The 18,889-nt window shown below is 37.6% G+C and carries 17 protein-coding genes and 1 other RNA gene; all 18 read left to right on the forward strand.

The genetic code is table 11. The annotated features are described in order from the left end of the window. The first annotated feature begins 342 nt into the window (after positions 1-342). Entirely contained in the window at positions 343-660 is a 318-nt protein-coding gene (locus tag M1D60_RS07915; protein WP_456278619.1) for a CotD family spore coat protein, read from the forward strand. A 154-nt stretch (positions 661-814) separates the two neighbouring features. Beyond that, entirely contained in the window at positions 815-1,375 is a 561-nt protein-coding gene (locus M1D60_RS07920; RefSeq protein ID WP_456278620.1) for a DUF1273 domain-containing protein, read from the forward strand. Between the two features lie 84 nt (positions 1,376-1,459). Continuing rightward, positions 1,460-1,756, forward strand: a complete 297-nt coding sequence (gene gpsB, locus M1D60_RS07925; RefSeq protein ID WP_456279387.1) for a cell division regulator GpsB — start codon at positions 1,460-1,462, stop codon at positions 1,754-1,756. A gap of 103 nt (positions 1,757-1,859) precedes the next feature. Next, positions 1,860-2,252: RNase P RNA component class B (gene rnpB / locus M1D60_RS07930), an RNA gene on the forward strand. 609 nt (positions 2,253-2,861) lie between these two features. Further along, positions 2,862-4,001: a THUMP domain-containing class I SAM-dependent RNA methyltransferase gene (locus M1D60_RS07935; protein WP_456278621.1), complete on the forward strand. Its 1,140-nt coding sequence runs from the start codon at positions 2,862-2,864 to the stop codon at positions 3,999-4,001. Between the two features lie 146 nt (positions 4,002-4,147). After that, positions 4,148-4,339: a DUF3921 family protein gene (locus M1D60_RS07940; protein ID WP_456278622.1), complete on the forward strand. Its 192-nt coding sequence runs from the start codon at positions 4,148-4,150 to the stop codon at positions 4,337-4,339. Between the two features lie 129 nt (positions 4,340-4,468). Beyond that, complete coding sequence (locus M1D60_RS07945; protein ID WP_456278623.1) at positions 4,469-6,400, forward strand: ATP-dependent DNA helicase; 1,932 nt, start codon at positions 4,469-4,471, stop codon at positions 6,398-6,400. A gap of 65 nt (positions 6,401-6,465) precedes the next feature. Continuing rightward, positions 6,466-7,983, forward strand: a complete 1,518-nt coding sequence (locus M1D60_RS07950; RefSeq protein WP_456278624.1) for a carboxypeptidase M32 — start codon at positions 6,466-6,468, stop codon at positions 7,981-7,983. A 141-nt stretch (positions 7,984-8,124) separates the two neighbouring features. Next, positions 8,125-8,628 carry a LysM peptidoglycan-binding domain-containing protein gene (locus M1D60_RS07955; RefSeq protein WP_456278625.1) on the forward strand — a complete coding sequence of 168 codons (504 nt, stop codon included), beginning with the start codon at positions 8,125-8,127 and terminating at the stop codon, positions 8,626-8,628. Between the two features lie 160 nt (positions 8,629-8,788). Further along, positions 8,789-9,367 carry a beta-class carbonic anhydrase gene (locus M1D60_RS07960; RefSeq protein ID WP_456278626.1) on the forward strand — a complete coding sequence of 193 codons (579 nt, stop codon included), beginning with the start codon at positions 8,789-8,791 and terminating at the stop codon, positions 9,365-9,367. 130 nt (positions 9,368-9,497) lie between these two features. Beyond that, the gene (locus M1D60_RS07965; protein WP_456278627.1) at positions 9,498-10,271 is read left to right on the forward strand and encodes an SDR family NAD(P)-dependent oxidoreductase; all 774 of its coding nucleotides are present in this window, start codon (positions 9,498-9,500) and stop codon (positions 10,269-10,271) included. A 181-nt stretch (positions 10,272-10,452) separates the two neighbouring features. Further along, complete coding sequence (locus M1D60_RS07970) at positions 10,453-11,556, forward strand: PRK06851 family protein (protein WP_456278628.1); 1,104 nt, start codon at positions 10,453-10,455, stop codon at positions 11,554-11,556. A gap of 253 nt (positions 11,557-11,809) precedes the next feature. Further along, positions 11,810-12,892, forward strand: a complete 1,083-nt coding sequence (locus M1D60_RS07975; RefSeq protein ID WP_456278629.1) for a type III polyketide synthase — start codon at positions 11,810-11,812, stop codon at positions 12,890-12,892. 1 nt (position 12,893) lies between these two features. Beyond that, a complete protein-coding gene (locus M1D60_RS07980) occupies positions 12,894-13,451 on the forward strand; it encodes an isoprenylcysteine carboxyl methyltransferase family protein (protein ID WP_456278630.1) in 558 nt (185 codons plus the stop codon). A 129-nt stretch (positions 13,452-13,580) separates the two neighbouring features. Beyond that, the gene (locus tag M1D60_RS07985; protein WP_456278631.1) at positions 13,581-17,243 is read left to right on the forward strand and encodes a dynamin family protein; all 3,663 of its coding nucleotides are present in this window, start codon (positions 13,581-13,583) and stop codon (positions 17,241-17,243) included. A gap of 20 nt (positions 17,244-17,263) precedes the next feature. Continuing rightward, the gene (locus tag M1D60_RS07990) at positions 17,264-17,458 is read left to right on the forward strand and encodes a hypothetical protein (RefSeq protein WP_456279388.1); all 195 of its coding nucleotides are present in this window, start codon (positions 17,264-17,266) and stop codon (positions 17,456-17,458) included. A gap of 3 nt (positions 17,459-17,461) precedes the next feature. After that, a complete protein-coding gene (locus M1D60_RS07995) occupies positions 17,462-17,728 on the forward strand; it encodes a YpbS family protein (RefSeq protein ID WP_456278632.1) in 267 nt (88 codons plus the stop codon). Then, on the forward strand, positions 17,728-18,558 hold the full coding sequence (locus tag M1D60_RS08000; RefSeq protein ID WP_456278633.1) for a sulfurtransferase: 831 nt from the start codon (positions 17,728-17,730) through the stop codon (positions 18,556-18,558). Before M1D60_RS07995 ends, M1D60_RS08000 begins: the two co-directional genes overlap by 1 nt. Positions 18,559-18,889: the final 331 nt, after the last annotated feature.

Below are 18,889 nucleotides of genomic sequence, written 5' to 3' on the forward strand. Positions count from 1 at the left end.
TACTGTATAAATCACGACTTTCTAGAATTTACATGTTGAATTTGAAAAACGCAACTTTTAAAATGAAGCATTGAAAGTTCTTGTATAGGAGAGAGTGACGATGCCGAAAACTTTGCTATTTCTTTTCTTTTTTATGATCGGTTTGACAATCTTTCTGTTTTCCGAATTCAAGACCAGCTTCCATCTTCTATTTGGTTGATCTTATCGGTGTTTTACTAGGCATACGTGGAGTTTTGGGGTAGACAACCTAAAAATAGGTGTTTTCATTAGTACATGTATCCTTGTTTCCTCATAGGCTGTTAATGTAAAACACAATAAGAGAAACCGAAAGGAGAAATTAGCATGCATCATTGTCAACCAAAAGTATTATCACCTATTGTTTACCCAACTAAATGCTGTGTTCAAAATTTCCATGATACAACGATTGTTCCGCATATTCATCCGAGTCATACAACAAACGTAAATCACCATTTATATCAACACAATCACTATTTCCCTCACACTGAATCAGCTGTGAATGAAGTAGCTAATCAACACTTTGTTTGCCCTCCAGGAGCTCCTGTACCACCAGTAGCGCCAGGAACTCCAGGAGTAGCACCAGCACCAGGAGTTATGCCAGGACCAGGATTTCCTGGAAACAACAACATGCTATTAGGCTAATAAAGTATTATAATAAACAAGAACTGGCTTTTAAGTCGGTTCTTGTTTTGTTTTGTTAAGGCTCTTTTCTAAAACTTTGTTGCTTACGTGACATTTTGAATAAAGAGTAACTTTACTGATTATAAGAAGTCCTTGTTTTATAAAGGAGGTAAACATGTTAAAAGTTTTAGCCATAACAGGATATAAATCATTTGAGCTAGGAATTTTCCAAAAAGATCATAAAGGCATACAATACATAAAAAAAGCGTTACATAAGCGTTTGATTCCTTTAATCGAAGAAGGATTGGAATGGATCATTGTGAGCGGTCAAATGGGTACAGAGTTATGGGCAGCCGAGGTGATCATAGAATTAAAAGAAAAATACCCTATACAATTGGCGATCTTAACTCCATATTTAGAACAGGAATCCAAATGGAATGAAGGAAATAAAGAAATGTATGGATGGATTCTTTCCCAAGCGGACTTTGTGGATAGCATTACAAAAAGGCCATACGAAAATCCTGGTCAACTGAAAGTGAAAAATCAATATATTGTTCAGAAGAGTGATGGTTTATTAGCCTTTTATGATGATGAGAAAAAAGGGAGTCCATTTTTTATGGTACAAGAGGCCCAAAAGAAAATGGAGCATCAAAACTACCAGCTTTTTTTTATTACCCCATACGATATTGAAGACATTGTGAATGAAGAACAGTTTAATGATTCTACAAATTGGTAACTAACACTAATATAAAATTGACAATTTGCTGTTTTTTTGAAAAAATAAAAAAGATGAATGGTAAAGGGTATTGAGGTGAATATGATGCTATCAGATAAAATTAAATTAACAGCTAAGGATATTTTAGAAAAAGAATTTAAATCTTCATTTAGAGGCTATAGTCAAGAGGAAGTTGATAAGTTTCTAGACTATGTTATTAAGGATTATGAAGCGTTTCATCAAGAGATTGAAGAGCTTCAGCAAGAAAATCTTCGTTTAAAGAGACAAGCAGAAGAAGTACCAAAGAGACCAACCCAGCCAGCTGGAAATACAAATTTTGATATTTTAAAGCGTTTATCCAACTTGGAAAAGCATGTATTTGGAAGTAAATTGTTTGATTAAACAGTAGCATGTTGACTTACAAGAGATTCTTTGGCAATATTCCCAGTAATTGATATTGCTAAACGAAGTTAAGTGTAATATACTAAGTCTTACTTGATCAATAGCGTTTGGGTAATCGCTGCATGCTAGTCATGTAGAGGAAAGTCCATGCTCGCACGGGCTGCGATGCCTGTAGTGTTCGTGCCTAGTGAATTCATAAGCTAGGGCAGTTAAGGATTCTTAACTGACGGCAGGGAAACGACCTAAGTCCTCTGGATATGGTCCGACTACCTTGAAAGTGCCACAGTGACGAAGTCTAACTAGAAATGGTTAGAGTGGAACGAGGTAAACCCCACGAGCGAGAAACCCAAATTATGGTAGGGGCGCGTTCTCTAAGGAAAATGAACGATGAGAACGACAGATGATGATTCATCTGTAGATAGATGATTGCCACCTGAGTACGAGACGCTTGAGTCAGTCGCTTGGAGTACGATGGTACAAAACATGGCTTACAAAACGCTATTGATGGACTTCAAACTTTCAAATGGTAAAGCTCTCCAGTTAGGGGAGCTTTTTTATTTCGTAAATGGGTATAAGAAAACAAAAACTGCATCAAGATGTAAGTAACAAGGATTATTCTTGATAGAATGTTACCGATAACGCTTTTTTTAAGAATTATAATAAAAACAAAACTTGAATAGGTTGTTGCTATATGAAAGCTTTGTTAAAATATAGAGTTGATTGGAGCGGAAGGCACTCGACTCCTACGGGAGATAGAGGGAAGCGTGAGACCCCGCAGGCGAAGCTTGTCTAGTTGTAGTGCCCAGCTCCTCGAGGTCAAATAACCCTACATCAAGAAATGGGAAAGATCACCCTTTTCTTGATGTAGGAACATTTGCTTGTCGGAGCTAACCGGGGCACTTCCACTTTTCGATGAGGAGGCTCACGTCCCTCCCCGTGGAAAGCGAGTACCTGCAGCGGAAATCAACGGACCTAGTATAAAGTGAGTGTTTGTTAAAATAACAACAAAAAGTTTTATAAAACAGCCTGATGATACATTAATACATAGACTAAAAAATCTAAGAGGCAACATATGTGCTATTTTAGAATAAAGAGGGAGCGTTTTATGGGTAAAGTAACGTTAATTGCAACAGCTGCTATGGGTATAGAAGCAATAGTTGCCGATGAAGTAAGGAGTCTAGGATACGAAAATTGTATAGTTGAAAACGGGAAAGTAATCTTTGAGGCCGATGAATTAGCTATTTGTCGAACTAACCTGTGGCTTCGAACAGCTGACAGAATTAAGCTAAAGGTTGCTGAATTCAAAGCAACCACCTTTGATGAGTTATTTGAAAGGACAAAGAAAATAGATTGGTCTCAGTTTATTCCGGAAGATGCTGAATTTCCGGTGATTGGTAAGTCTGTAAAGTCCAAGCTTTTTAGTGTTTCGGACTGTCAGAGTATTGTAAAACGAGCAGTGGTAGAAAGTCTAAAAAATACATATAAACAGACAACTTGGTTTGAGGAAAGTGGTCCACTTTATCGGATTGAAGTGGCACTTTTGAAGGATGTTGTTACGTTAACCATTGATACAAGTGGAGTTGGATTACATAAAAGGGGCTACCGAGTCGATCAAGGGGAAGCGCCATTAAAAGAAACGTTAGCTGCAACTTTAGTAAAGCTAACCAACTGGACCCCTGATAAGCCTTTCATTGATCCATTCTGTGGTTCAGGTACGATTCCGATTGAAGCAGCTCTGATCGGCCAGAATATTGCGCCTGGCTTCAACCGTGAATTTGCTTCTGAAAACTGGAGCTGGATTGATTCCTCCTTATGGGATAAGGCAAGGGAAGAAGCTGAAGACTTAGCGAAATATGATCAATCTTTAAATATAATGGGGTCTGATGTTGATCATCGGATGATTAATATGGCAAAAGAAAATGCAATCGAGGCTGGATTAGCAGATCTCATTAATTTTAAACAAATGCAGGTTAAGGATATTACCTCAAGAGACGAATATGGAGTTATTGTGGGGAACCCACCATATGGTGAACGTATAGGTGAGAAGAAAGAAGTTGAACAAATGTATAAGGACATGGGGAAAGCCTTTGAAAAGCTCCCTACTTGGTCTGTTTACATGCTAACTTCACATCCGGAATTCGAGAAGCTTTATGGAAAACAAGCGACAAAGAAAAGAAAGCTATTTAATGGCTTTATCAGAACAGATTATTATCAGTTCTGGGGACCAAGACCACCTAGAACCTAAATGATACCTAAGGTAGAGATAAAGGGATATGACTTGACCACTATATCCTTTTATCCTATATTGAGTAGGGGACGCTTACCATGCATAGCCTTTTTTAAGACCGCATATACTGTTAAATGTTTCAAAATTTAACGGGAGTGAGAAAAATGTTAAGTGACCCACTAGATTTCACTAGAATTACAAAGGCAATTGAAGACACAAATAAGTTGTTTGAAGCCGATATGAATTCAGATAATGCAGTTAATGGTGCTATTGTAGAAGCACAAGACCATTTGCGGGATGCCATTTCACATGCCATGTCCGTCGATAAAAAATATTTAAAATACACAAATAGTTAGGCAGTTTTCCCTTAGGGAAAACTTTTATTTTTTATAAACTATTGTCGATACATAAAGGATTTAGAGGTTGTGCTGTAGAATAGTATTTTTGGCCATAAACGAACGAACAGGTTGTTGGAGGGTTATAGATTGATTAGACAAAAACTCCCTTTTGAAGTAGGGAAAACAGATAATTTTTATAATAAGTTGAATGAATGGGTTGGGGATGTCTTTTACGACATTCTCCCGGATGCTGGTTTTGAACTACGTGATGAGCAAATTTTCATGGCTTTCCAACTTGAAAAGTCATTTCGTGATAAGCAAATAATATTTGCTGAAGCTGGAGTAGGTACAGGGAAAACTCTTGTTTATTTACTGTACGCCGTTTGTTATGCAAGATTCACGGGGAAGCCTGCAATCATTGCCTGTGCAGATGAAACACTTATAGAGCAGCTTGTGAAAAAAGAAGGCGATATTGCAAAAATTGATAAATTCTTGAACATTCAGGTTGATGCTAGACTTGCTAAATCTCAAGATCAATATTTGTGCTTAAATAAGTTAGATGATCGAATGAGCGGAGGAGCATCTGAAAAAGAGGAAGACTTATTTGATGAGCTGCCAAGTTTTGTTCATGATCATAGTGGCTTGCAAAAGTTTCATCACTATGGAGATCGAAAGGACTATGCTCATTTTTCAGATGATGAATGGGTAAATGTTGGTTGGGACCCATTTCAAGATTGCTTCGCCTGTTCTAAACGTCATCGATGTGGACAAACTTTATCTAGAGATTATTACCGAAAAGCAACGGATATCATTATTTGTTCGCATGATTTCTATATGGAACATATTTGGACGTCTGAGTCTCGCAAAAGAGAAGGTCAATTACCACTATTACCAGAAGCTAGCTGTGTAGTATTTGATGAAGGTCATCTTGTTGAATTCGCTGCTCAAAAGGCTTTAACCTTTAGAGTGAAGGAACGTACATTAGAGGAATTGTTAACTAGACTTTTAGGAAATGATTTAAGAGAGGAATTTGCCTATTTAGTAGAACAGGCCTTGGTCGATAACGATGAATTCTTCAGAGAGTTGAAAGACCATAGTACACCTGTTAAGGGTTCCACTCGATTAGAGATCAACTTTCCAACCTCCCTTTTATCTGCAGCTGATACGTTATATAAAAGAATTGTAGAAATCGGAGAAGCGTTAGTTTTTGAAGGTGAATTACATACCATTAATCACTATGACTTAAAAATTGTTGAGGAACATTTGGATCAATTAGAGCATTCTCTACAATTATTCCTAAAAACTGATGAAGTCATATCATGGGTTGAACCTGATGCTGAAAGCTTCCATTTAGTGATTATGCCAAGAACGGTTCAAGAGGTACTAAGTGAGCAAGTATTCTCACAAAGAATACCATTTATTTTTTCTTCAGCTACTTTATCCCAGAATGGGCAATTTGACTATATTGCGAATAGCTTAGGAATTAAAAAATATTTGTCCTTTATTGTTGAATCTCCATTTGAGTATGATGAGAAAATGAAGATCTATATAAATAAGCTTGAGGATCACGACCTATTTAATCGAAAGCTTGAGGTTGCTAAACAACAAATCGATCAAACAAAAGGACGAGCGCTTGTCCTCTTTAATAGCCGTGATGACCTTGAACAATTTAAGACAGCTGTTATACATGACAGTGATTATATGTATCTTTTTGAAGGGGATCGAGAAATTAGTGAGTTAGTATCCACCTTCCAAAATGAAGAGGAATCCATTCTTTGTGCGGTTCATCTTTGGGAAGGGTTAGATATTCCAGGTCCTTCACTTTCGAATGTGATCATCTGGTCTTTACCGTTTCCGCCACAAGACCCAGTTTTCCAGTCTAAAAAGAAAACCGTGGAGAATTACCAACAGGAAATTGAAATTCCTTATATGCTCTTGAGATTAAGGCAGGGAATTGGGAGGTTAATTCGTACCCAAGAGGATGATGGCATGATTACCATTATGATGCCAACCTCTACTAGTCCTGAAGTAGTGGCAGAAGTACAAAAAATTTGTCCTACTGAACCTGTTTTTCTTTAGAGGTATTTTTTAAAGAATATAGAACTAATGTACATAGAATCAATGTACAAGAGGGGGAAATATTGATGAGTACTATTCAACAAATTGAAAAAGATTTCTTAGATCATGTAAAAAAGATGACTGCCTATAATGAAGCAATTGGTCTTATCCATTGGGATCTTCGAACAGGTGCACCGAAAAATGGTGTAGAGCAGCGTTCTGAAGTATTAGGAGTACTTTCTTCAGAAGTTTTTGCCTTGTCTACATCAGTTGAGATGGAACAATATATTCAAGCATTAACTTGTCCAGAAGCAGAAGGGCAAATCTCTGAAATTACGAAGAAGTCGGTAGAGGAATGTAAGAAGGATTTCGAAAGAAACAAGAAAATTCCTGCTGCTGAATACCGTGAGTACGTTATTTTAAGATCAAAGGCTGAATCTGCTTGGGAAACGGCTAAAGAAGCTTCTGACTTTGCTGCATTTCAACCATATTTAGAAAAGCTTGTAGAATTTAACAAAAAGTTTATTGGTTACTGGGGCTATGAAGGTAATAAATATAATACTCTACTTGATGATTATGAGCCTGGAGTTACAGTAGATGTATTAGATCAAGTGTTTGGACAATTAAGAAGCAAAATCGTTCCACTTGTTCAAGCTATTGCGGAGTCTACCAATAAGCCAAAAACAGACTTCTTATACCAACCATTTCCTATGGAAAAGCAACGTGATTTCAGCTTAGCGGTCCTAAAGGAGCTTGGCTATGATTTTAATTCAGGACGCTTAGATGCGACGGTTCATCCGTTTGCTACTGGTTTAAATCCTGGAGATGTTCGTGTAACAACTAAGTATGATGAAGCGGACTTTAGATCAGCCGTTTTTGGTACGATTCACGAATGTGGACATGCTCTTTATGAGCAGAATGTTTCAAAGGACCTAATTGGAACGCCTTTATGTGGCGGTACATCCATGGGGATTCATGAATCACAATCTTTATTTTACGAAAACTTTGTAGGTCGTAGCTTCCCATTCTGGAAGAAAAATTATGACCTCTTTAAGCAATATGCTGAAGGTCAATTTAACGATATTTCATTAGAGGACTTCTATCTAGCAATCAATGAATCAAAGCCATCGTTAATCCGTATTGAAGCAGATGAATTAACATATCCACTTCATGTAATGGTTCGTTATGAAATCGAAAAAGGTTTATTCAATGATGAAATAGAAGTGAAGGATCTTCCTGAGATCTGGAACAATAAGATGGAAGAGTATTTAGGCGTTCGTCCAGAAAATGACGCTCAAGGTGTTCTGCAAGATGTTCATTGGTCAGGTGGAGCGTTTGGTTATTTCCCATCTTATGCATTAGGCTACATGTATGCTGCGCAAATTAAAGAAGCGATGTTAAAAGACCTTCCAAACTTTGATCAGCTAGTAGAAGAAGGAAACCTAATGGCAATCAGAGAGTGGTTAACAGATAAGGTTCATCGTCATGGACGTATGAAAAAGCCACTTGAGATTTTGAAGGATGTAACAGGCGAAGGATTAAATGCTGAGTACCTTGTTAGATACTTAGAAAATAAATATAATGCTATTTATAAGTTAGACTAATTGCTATGGAAAGAGCCGGTTCATTTTGGTTGAATCGGCTTTTTTAATTGGGTGTTTTTTAGGCTCATCCTCCTGTAACTTGAGTAGACCACGTTCCGTCTTATAAGTGAATGAACTTAAAACAACAGGAGGAAACAGCAGATGAAAAAAATGATTGCCACAATGTCACTTGGTCTTATGCTCACTTTAGGTATCTCAGGGACGCAGGTAGCTGACGCCGCATCTAATACAGTTATAAAAAAGGGAGATACGCTTTATTCAATTGCCAAGAAACATAATATGACAGTAGAAGATTTAAAGTTAGCGAATCATCTTACATCCAATATCATATATACAGGAAAGAGTTTGAAGGTAAAGGATGCAAATGAAGTGGTCATCAAAAAAGGGGATACCCTATATTCACTAGCCAAAAAGAACAAAACCACAGTTGCTAAACTTAAGGAAATGAATAACCTAAAATCCAATACAATTCATGTCGGGCAGATCCTGCAAGTAAAACCAGAACTAGTAATCCAAATTAAAAAGGGAGACACCCTATATAGTCTAGCAAAAAAATATAAAACAACTGTTGCAGAACTAAAAGAACTAAACAACCTAAAATCCAACAAAATCCATGTTGGCCAAAGCCTTATCATCGAAGAATAATCGATCAATTTCATATTTGCTTTAACACTGTAAAGGATTGGGGGCCAGGCCCCCAATCCTTTACAGTGTTAAAGTGGTGCGTGGGAAGTTTTGATTGTTTAGGGGAGGGCTTTGGTGTAATGTTATATCATATATTTAGAAGTGTGAGGGGGAGTGTGTGGTGTCGAGTCGACTTACGGATATTTTGAGCTTTAATAAAGAATTCGTAGACAATGGGGATTATCAGACATTCAACACAACAAAATATCCGAATAAAAAGCTTGTCATCTTAACTTGTATGGATACAAGATTAATAGAATTACTTCCAAGGTCTATGAACATTGGAAATGGAGATGCTAAAATTATTAAAAATGCCGGTGCTTTGGTATCTCACCCTTTCGGAAGTGTGATGAGAAGCATTTTGATAGCAGTTTACAGCTTATATGCCGAAGAGGTTCTTGTCATTGGACACCGAGACTGTGGTATGACTGGTATGCATGCAACTCCTATTCTTGAAAAAGCAATGAAAGCCGGGGTTGCTCCCGAAAAGATAGATACACTCAAGCATGCTGGGATTGATATTGATCAATTCTTACAGGGATTTGAAAGTGTTGAAGATAGTATCAGAGAATCCGTTGCGATCATCAAACAACATCCATTATTACCAAGTCATGTGGTAGTTCATGGCTTAGTGATTGATCCTAGTACTGGGCAGCTAGAGCTTATTATGGATGGAAGTAAAGTAAACGCACAATGTTGATGCAGTATGGGGAGTTCCACTCATACCAGTTTATAAGCCAGGCTACTGGGCCTCGTGAAGGCAATCACATACACCATGTAGAAGACTTTAAATGACAGATGAAAATTAGCTAATTTAAAGGAGGATCAATATGTTTTTACCATCATTTCAACTTGACGGAAAAGTAGCAATTGTAACAGGAGCAGGAAGAGGGATCGGACGGGCTATTGCAATAGGACTAGCCGAGGCAGGAGCAGACGTGGCCATTCTCTCAAGAACTGAGGATGACTTACATGAAGTAGCAGAATACATTCATAAACTAGGAAGACGAGCCCTCATCATTAAAACCGATGTAACGAGTCGCCCTGATGTTCAACATGCCGTGAACAAAGTTCAAGAGGAGTTTTCTAAAATTGATATTCTCATCAATAATGCTGGTATGAATATCCGTTCAAAGGCATTAGACGTAACCGATGAAGAATGGCAAAAAATTATGGACACTAATTTAAAGTCAGCATTCATGTTTTCGCAAGAGGTTGGTAACAAAATGAAAGAATCTGGAACACAAGGAAAGATCGTTAACATCGCATCAGTGGCAGGTCATGTCGCACTTCGAACAGGAGTCGTCTATGCAGCATCGAAAGCGGCACTCATTCAAATGACAAAGGTATTATCTCTTGAATGGGGACCGTACGGAATTAACGTCAACTCAATTGGTCCATGGTATTTTAAAACAACCTTAACAGAAAAATTGCTCCAAGATGAGAAATATGTAAATGAGATTCTAGCTGTCACCCCGTTAAAACGCGTTGGTGAGTTACCTGAGCTAGTGGGACCTGCTGTATTTTTATGTTCAGAAGCAGCCTCCTATATAACGGGTCAAACACTATATGTTGATGGCGGTATGACCATACAAGGATTTTAAGTGATCCACATCCACCTGTTCATAAAATGAGCAGGTTATTTTTTTGCAATTAAGAGAAAAGGTGCAATAAGTCGAGTAAATACCAAGCACTAATTTAAGCTATTTCACACAGTCACACATCTCCCCCTTCGCCATATTCTAACAGTAGGCGTTCTTCTAGTATGCGAAGGAGATGGTATGAATGGCAATAAAGAATTTTTATGCTGGATCTAATTCAAGTCAAGGGTTTTATTCGTTGTTTGAGGAAGCTACAAAAGACCTCGAAAGACTTTATATACTTAAGGGGGGACCGGGTACTGGTAAGTCAACTTTTATGCGGAAGATTGGCTTAGTTCTTATGGATAAAGGGCTAGATTTGGAATATTTACATTGCTCAAGTGACAACAAGTCAATTGATGGGATGATTATTCCTAAACTTAAGGTAGGAATTGTTGATGGTACTGCACCTCATATTGTCGAACCAAAATATCCCGGAGTAGTAGAGACAATTGTTGACCTGGGAACCTATCGAAACGATGCCTATTTAGCCAAGTATAAAAATATCATAATCTCACTAACCAATGATATAAGTACAAATTATAAGGCCGCTTATCAAACGATGAAGGAAGCAAAAACGATACACCTAAAAAAAGAAGAAATCTATTTGAGCTCTATGGATTTTGAAAAAGCAAATGTGATTACTGAGGATTTAATTCGCTCTATCTTTACTTCGCCATTCGAGAGGGAGAAGGATCCGAAGGTAACGAGGCGATTTTTTGGTGCGTCAACACCAAATGGAGCCGTTAATTTTATAGATAATATTACCGAAGATCTGTCAAAAAGATATATTATTAAGGGTCGTCCTGGTAGTGGGAAGTCCACTTTAATGAAAAAGATTGGCAGTCATGCTGAAGCAGAAGGATTGTCGGTAGAATATTATCCATGCGCATTTGATCCAGGAAGTATTGATATGGTCATCATTCCAGGCTTAAGTGTTGCGGTTGTTGATGGAACAGCCCCTCATGTAGTAGACCCGTTCCGTTTAAATGATATCGTTGTGGATATGTTCCGACTTTGTATGGATGCTAGGATCGAAGAGACGCACCGTAAAGAAATAGGAGAGCTAAATATGTCATATCAAACGAAAATGACACTTGCTACAAATTTCCTGAGTGAAGCAAAGCGGCTTCATGACCGATTAGAGGAATACTATAAACAGTCAATGGACTTTGAAAAGGTCAATAAAAGAAGAGAAGAAGTTCTTCAAGAAATTCTTTATTTAGCAGCAGTGGTGGAAACTACCTAGTAAGAATAAAGTGTTTCCAGAAATTTACGGGATGTAACGAAGCATGATTTGAGTTATAATAATGAAGCACAACAACAACAAGTTTCTCCAAAACGTTAGCTTCCCTGTTCCGGGAAGCTTTTTTTGTCCCCAAAAAACTAACCTTCACCTAGAGTAGTTCACCTTTAATGTTATTGATGACTTCCCTTTTTCATGCATATTTTACCTCTAATAGAAAAAAATAATATAAATCAGCTAGAAGAAGGGGTATGCTATGCCTAAAATAACCTCCGTTGGTGTTTGTGTTCCACCGAATGCATTGACACAGGATACCACAGCAGAATTTGCACGAGAATTATTCCATGAATCCTTTAGGGATATCTCTAGATTGTTAACGGTGTTTGAAAATGGCCAAATTGAAAAACGACATTTTGCAAAAGACCTCAACTGGTTTAAGAAAAGCCATAGTTTTGAGGAGCGAAATAATGCTTACATAGAACATGCTGTCGAATACAGCATCGAGGCAATTCAAAGCTGCTTGGAGCATGAAAAGTACCTAAAGCAAAAAGTCGACTTTGAAGAAATTGAAGCGATATTTTTTATTTCAACCACAGGACTTTCGACACCCAGTATTGATGCGAAAATTATGAACCATTTACCATTCTCCGCTCATACTAAACGGATTCCGATATGGGGCCTTGGATGTGCGGGTGGGGCCTCTGGATTATCAAGAGCCTTTGATTACTGTCTAGCATACCCCTCCGCTAGAGTTCTGGTTGTAGCAGTTGAGCTTTGTGGGTTAACCTTTCAACATAATGACCGTTCAAAAAGTAACTTAATTGGAACATCCTTATTTGCGGATGGGGTGGCTGCTGTACTTGTAGAGGGAGACCAAACAACATCTCAAACTAAAACGAGCATTCCATATATTATTGATACTCAATCTACCCTCATGCCAGATTCAGAAGAAGTAATGGGGTGGGATGTGAAAAATGAAGGACTTTATGTGATCTTTTCAAAGGATATTCCGACTATTATTAGCGAATGGCTAAAGCCGAATGTAGAAACACTATTACAGAAAAATGGACTTGAGTTAACTGATATTAAACACTTCATTGCCCATCCTGGTGGAAAAAAAGTCATTGAAGCATATGAAACGGCCCTTGGTTTTACTAAGCAACAAACGAGTATCTCACAAAAGGTGCTGCAGAATCATGGTAATATGTCTTCTGCAACGGTTTATTATGTATTAGATGAATTTATGAAACAGGATTTAGAAAAAGGGGACTACGGATTAATTGCAGCTCTTGGGCCAGGATTTAGCTCGGAACTATTACTAGTGAAATGGGGAGTTTAGGGTGGTATTTTATCTATTGATCGGATTTATAATTCTACAAAGATTTGCAGAGTTAATCATCGCTAAGCAAAATGAAAAATGGATGAAAGGTAAAGGAGCAATAGAGGTCGGTAAAGAGCATTATCGATTTATGATTTTATTGCATTCTTCCTTTTTTCTAGTCTTACTCATTGAGTTCACTTGGTTAAATAAAGATTTATCTCCCTTATGGCCAGTATTAATCACTTTCTTTTGCTTAACACAGCTCCTTAGAGTGTGGGCGTTAACCTCGTTAGGAAAATACTGGAATACTAAAATCATCGTTCTCCCCAATACTGAAATTGTAAAAAAGGGCCCTTACAAATGGATTCGGCATCCTAATTACCTTATTGTTATGCTCGAAATTATCCTGATACCGCTCCTATTTCAGGCATATTGGACTGCCGTCATCTTTACGGTATTAAACCTGTGGATTCTCTCAATAAGAATACCATTAGAGGAAAAAGCATTACTTTCACAAACCGATTACAATCACAAGTTTCAAAAAGTATCACGATTTTCACCAATCCGATTAAAATAATATAAGAAATTAATTGAAAGGCTAGAAATAACTCTAGCCTTTTTAAGTTGTTTTTTATATGAAAATCATGCTATTTGCAGTAAAATGAATTATTAGAAATGTTTAACGGCATAAAGGGGATTGAACGCCATGAATCAAAAGCTAGAATCAATTCAAATAAAGACTCAAGAAGACTTACTAACAAACCTAACAGGACTATACTTAGAGCTGAAAAAAGCAGGGAACACTGACTTAGCTAAAAAAATGAAGCAATTAGTAAAAAAGGTCTCAGACCGTGAATACAGTATCGGTTTCTGCGGTCACTTCTCAGCAGGAAAATCAAGCATGATCAATGAAATAGCTGGACAAGAAATACTTCCAGCAAGTCCGATACCAACGAGTGCCAATTTAGTGAAGGTTCGCTCTGGAGAAGAAGTGGCTAGAGTGTACTTATTCAATGGAGAAGTAGTCGAATTTCCGGCTCCGTATGATATCAATGAAATTAAAAGTTTTTGTATGGATGGGGATTTAGTAGAATGGGTGGAGATTGGGACTCAATCAACATTTATTCCAAGTGATGTGACCATTCTCGATACACCGGGTATTGATTCAGTAGATGACGCACATAGAATCTCGACTGAATCAGCACTACACTTGGCGGATCTAATCTTTTACATGATGGATTACAACCATGTCCAATCAGAGGTAAGTTTCCATTTCACGAAAAAACTTCAAGAAATGAATAAGCCGCTCTATTTAATTATCAACCAGGTTGATAAACATCAAGAAACTGAGCTTCCCTTTAAAGAGTTTCAAGATGGAGTGCTACAAGCCTTTCACGATTGGGGAGTTCATCCAAATGGTATTTTCTATACCAGTTTAAGAGACAAGGATCTATCCATTAATGAACTAAAAGAGTTAAAGGAGCTTCTTACCTTTGTATGGGACACGAGAGATCAGTCTTTTATAAAGGGAATTATCGATTCTGCGAAGACTCTTATTATTGACCATATTGAATGGCTCGAGGATCGTGGCAGTGATGAAGCTTTAGCATGGGAAGAAAAGCTCTCAAGCTTAACAAGTCAAGAAAGACAAAATATCTCAAAGAAAATAACAGAAATTGAAAATGACATCAATGAACTGGATTCTGAAGTTGAACAATCTAGAATTCAATTTCAGCAGGGTCTGACAAAATTACTAGACAATGCTTACATCATGCCCTTTCAAACAAGAGAGTTGGCAAAACAGTTTTTAGAAAGTGAGCAGCCAGAATTTAAAGTAGGGCTCATCTTTTCTAAGCAAAAAACGGAAAAGGAAAGAGAAGACCGTTTACAGGCATTTTATAAAGATTTAATGGAAAAAGTAGATGCTCAAATTGATTGGCATGTGAAAGATGTACTGACTAAGTTTTGTAAGAATAATGGATTACATGAAGGCTTATTGAACGATGTTTATCAGTTGAATGTTTCGATTGAACCAGCTGATGTACGAGATCTTGTGAAAAAAGGGGCAAAAGTAACAGGAGATGCCATTTTAAACTTTACTAATGATGTCGCTGCTGAGTGTAAAAAGAGATATCGAGCAGAAGCGTTACACATTCTTGATGGATGGTTAGAAGAGCTTTCCATTGAGATAAAAGGAAAAACACAGACACTTAAAGAGGAGCTTGCTCAATACAGTGATTATAAAGTAGCCATTCAAAAGCTACAGCAACGTAATCATGAACTGCAGCTTGCCAAAGATTTGCTAATGGATATGTTGGATCAGGGACCAGAAAAGGATCTTGAAGAAGAAAAGCAGGAACTTCTAAACTCGCTTGAATATAAAAAGGGATCTGTGAGTACTAGTTTCAAGAAAAACAGCGAGAAGCAGGAAGTAGAAGCAGAGACAAATGAGCACATTCAAGTAGAGGCTCAGGTTGGAAAAGTAGATGCTTCAGAAATGGTATCCAAAATCAATACGGTAACCCAGTCTGTTCAACAGTTAAAAGGACTTCAAACTGTTGTCCAACAGCTTAAAGAAAAGGCTGGTCGACTATCAAATCAATCATTCTCAGTTGCTTTATTTGGTGCGTTTAGTGCTGGGAAATCTTCATTTGCCAATGCATTAATGGGTACAAAGCTTTTACCTGTATCCCCAAATCCAACTACAGCTACCATAAATAAAATAAAGCCAGTAACAGAGGAATTTCCTCATGGAACGGTTCGTGTTCAGCTAAAGGACTTGAAACAGCTTGAAACCGATTTAGCCTTTTCATTAAAGTTTTTCCATTATACGTTTACGAACCTATCAGAGGCGATTGAAAAGATTCCACATATTCTTAAGCTTGAGCATATTGACCCTAGGCAAAAGCCGCATTATAGCTTTTTAAACGCTGTTCTAAAAGGCTATCAAAGCATAAAGGATGACTTAGGTGAACTTAAATTTGTGAGCTTGGAAGACTTTAAGGATTTTGTTGCCAATGAGCAGAAATCCTGCTTTGTTGAATGGATTGAGGTGTATTATGAATGTGAACTGACAAAACAGGGTATTACGTTAGTAGACACACCTGGTGCTGACTCAATTAACGCTAGACATACAGGAGTTGCATTTGAATACATTAAAAATGCAGACGCAATCCTATTTGTGACGTACTATAACCATGCATTTTCAAAAGCAGACCGAGAATTCCTCATTCAGCTTGGTCGTGTAAAGGATGCATTTGAGTTAGATAAAATGTTCTTTATGATTAATGCAGCAGATCTTGCTTCGTCAGTAGAGGAGCTACAGGTCGTTCAAAATTATGTGAATACCCAACTAGTGTCCTATGGAATTCGTAATCCTAGATTGTATCCAGTCTCAAGCTTGTTAGCTCTTAAGGAAAAGGAAGGGCAGGCGGTCCAAGATCAATCGGTGATGGAGGACTCGGGAATTGTAAAATTCGAGGATGAGTTTAAGCATTTCATTCAGCATGAGTTAACAGAGCTAACGGTTACGTCTGCTCAATTAGATCTCAAGCGAGTTCACCAAGTGGTCAAAGAATATATTCAAATGGCAACTATCGGTAACGATGAAAAGGATTCGAGAAAGAAACGATTAGAGGCAGAACAGCAAGAAATCGTAGCACATCTAAAGCAAGTTGACACGAGTTCTTCTAAGAAAGCAATCGAGATGGAATTAAAGGAATTACTCTATTATGTTAAACAACGTCTGTTCCTACGTTTCACAGATATGTTTAATGAGTCCTTCCACCCGTCTGTTCTTTCAGATGAAAATAAAAATATTAAACAAGCACTAGTTGACTGTTTGGAGGAATTACTAGAGTTTGTAGCATTTGATTTACTACAAGAGCTAAGAGCGACAAGTGTAAGAGCAGAAGGGTTTATCAAAAATCAATTACAGTTTGTCCATCAAAAAGCAAATCAGAGAGTTAGTGAATTTCATGAGGGATTAGCGTTAACATTTATTACACCTGATCAAATAGAAATTCCTGAACTGTCATCAATTACTCAAACATTAGATCAGCAGCAATTAGCAAAGCCACTTTCCAGCTTTAAAAATGCCAAAACGTTTTTCGAAAACAATGGTAAAAAGAAGCTGAGAGAAGAGCTAGATCAACTGTTACAAGAGCCTGTTAGTAACTATTTAGAGGGTCAGTTGAAGGGAATGTCTACTTATTATGTAGATATCTTTATGGACCAAATATCTAAATGGGAGCAGCACTCCATTACAGAAGTAAATCATTATTTTGAAGGGTTATTTGATGTAATGTCTGATAAGATGGATGTTGAAGAACTAAGAACCATAGAAAAACAAGTATCGCACATGATTTAGGATGATAGGGGGAGAGTAAAATCAAACAACAGTCCTTTCATGCCTGTGCTACATGTATTCATTATATAACTGAAAAAACTGAAGGAAACATGTCCTATCGTTGCTCACGATTAGGCTATGAAACCAAACCGCATTACCAATTTAGTTGCTGGACTCCTAAAGAGCAAGTCAAAAAGCTTATGGAGAAGCGGGGTTTATTTAGGAAAGGGGAATAAAGAATGAGTGTCCATCATGCGATAACAAAGCATTCAACTAAGCAACATGAGATTTTAAAGAACTTTTTACAATTAGATCAACTACGTGAAATGTATATAGAGGAAGCTGTTTCATTATGCAAACAAGGTTCGAGCTTTTCAACTGAGCCAATTAATCGTGTAACGGCTGAAATTAATAATCTAGCGAAACAGGGAGTCGTACCTCAAAGAAAGCTTGTAACAGTTGAGATGGTAAAAGAATACGTCTTAAAGCAGGAGATGAGTCGTTAATGTCTCACTTAAAGTCCTTTGATTGGGTGGTAGAACATCTAAATGATGAGCAAGTAAGAATCATTGATTGCAGGTTTCAATTAAATGACCCCAATGCTGGTATAGAGGCTTATAAAGAAAGTCATCTATCAAATGCAGTCTATCTTCATCTAGAAAAGGATTTATCAGGTCCAGTAAATACACATGGTGGTCGTCATCCATTACCAGATAGTCAGCAATTGAGTGAGACGTTGGCTAGCCTTGGAATTGACAAAGGAACTACCGTCATTGCATACGATGATCAAAACGGTGCAATGGCCTCAAGATGCTGGTGGCTCCTCCAATACTTAGGGCATGAAAAGGTCTATGTAATGAATGGATCGTTCCAAAGCTGGAAAAATCAAGGCTTACCTTTATCATCAGAAGTGAAGGAATTCCAAAAAAGAGAATTCCAGCCTAACATCCAAAAACATTTATTAGCAAATGTAGAGGATGTACAGGATAATTTACACACTAATGCCTCAGCGTTAATTGATTCAAGAGAGGAAAAACGGTATAAGGGTGAGATTGAACCGATTGATAAAAAAGCAGGACATATCCCAGGAGCATTAAACTACTTCTGGCAAGAAAATATTGCCTCAGACGGAACTTGGAAACATCCTAAGGAGCACGAAGAGAGATTTAAAGATCTATCCAAAGAGCAATCAGTCATTGTGTACTGTGGTTCCGGAGTTACCGCTTGTCCCAATGTACTAGCACTAAAAGAAGCAGGATATCAAGATGTTAAGCTTTACTTAGGAAGCTGGAGTGATTGGATTACGTACGAAGATAATCCGGTTGGAAAAAAATAATAAATGTGAATCGAGCAGGAGACTACTACATTGGTTTCTTGCTCGATTTTTTATTTGGTTCTAGCTTAACAGAGCCTACTTAAAAGAGTGAATCACTGAAAAAATATAGCACATTATCCTCCTGATACTGTAAAATATTACCTATATAACTCTTTGTTAGGAGAATGTTCATCATGTGGATCAATAGAACTTATTTAAAGGCTTTGTTAAATTACAGTGTTGATTTTTAGCAGAGTTGATTGAAGTGGAAGGACGCGAGACTCCTGCGGGAGAAGCGTGGTGAAGGAGACCCCGCAGGCGAGAAGCGCCGAGGAGGCTCCCGAACCCGCCC

This window comes from Bacillus sp. AK128 (assembly GCF_053903075.1).

Excerpts from the sequence above, each read along its gene's own strand:
- M1D60_RS07915 (WP_456278619.1), top strand. The coding sequence starts at position 343 with ATGCATCATTGTCAACCAAAAGTATTATCACCTATTGTTTACCCAACT.
- M1D60_RS07920 (WP_456278620.1), top strand. The coding sequence starts at position 815 with ATGTTAAAAGTTTTAGCCATAACAGGATATAAATCATTTGAGCTAGGA.
- gpsB (WP_456279387.1), top strand. The coding sequence starts at position 1,460 with ATGCTATCAGATAAAATTAAATTAACAGCTAAGGATATTTTAGAAAAA.
- M1D60_RS07935 (WP_456278621.1), top strand. The coding sequence starts at position 2,862 with ATGGGTAAAGTAACGTTAATTGCAACAGCTGCTATGGGTATAGAAGCA.
- M1D60_RS07940 (WP_456278622.1), top strand. The coding sequence starts at position 4,148 with ATGTTAAGTGACCCACTAGATTTCACTAGAATTACAAAGGCAATTGAA.
- M1D60_RS07950 (WP_456278624.1), top strand. The coding sequence starts at position 6,466 with ATGAGTACTATTCAACAAATTGAAAAAGATTTCTTAGATCATGTAAAA.
- M1D60_RS07955 (WP_456278625.1), top strand. The coding sequence starts at position 8,125 with ATGAAAAAAATGATTGCCACAATGTCACTTGGTCTTATGCTCACTTTA.
- M1D60_RS07965 (WP_456278627.1), top strand. The coding sequence starts at position 9,498 with ATGTTTTTACCATCATTTCAACTTGACGGAAAAGTAGCAATTGTAACA.
- M1D60_RS07970 (WP_456278628.1), top strand. The coding sequence starts at position 10,453 with ATGGCAATAAAGAATTTTTATGCTGGATCTAATTCAAGTCAAGGGTTT.
- M1D60_RS07975 (WP_456278629.1), top strand. The coding sequence starts at position 11,810 with ATGCCTAAAATAACCTCCGTTGGTGTTTGTGTTCCACCGAATGCATTG.
- M1D60_RS07985 (WP_456278631.1), top strand. The coding sequence starts at position 13,581 with ATGAATCAAAAGCTAGAATCAATTCAAATAAAGACTCAAGAAGACTTA.
- M1D60_RS07995 (WP_456278632.1), top strand. The coding sequence starts at position 17,462 with ATGAGTGTCCATCATGCGATAACAAAGCATTCAACTAAGCAACATGAG.
- M1D60_RS08000 (WP_456278633.1), top strand. The coding sequence starts at position 17,728 with ATGTCTCACTTAAAGTCCTTTGATTGGGTGGTAGAACATCTAAATGAT.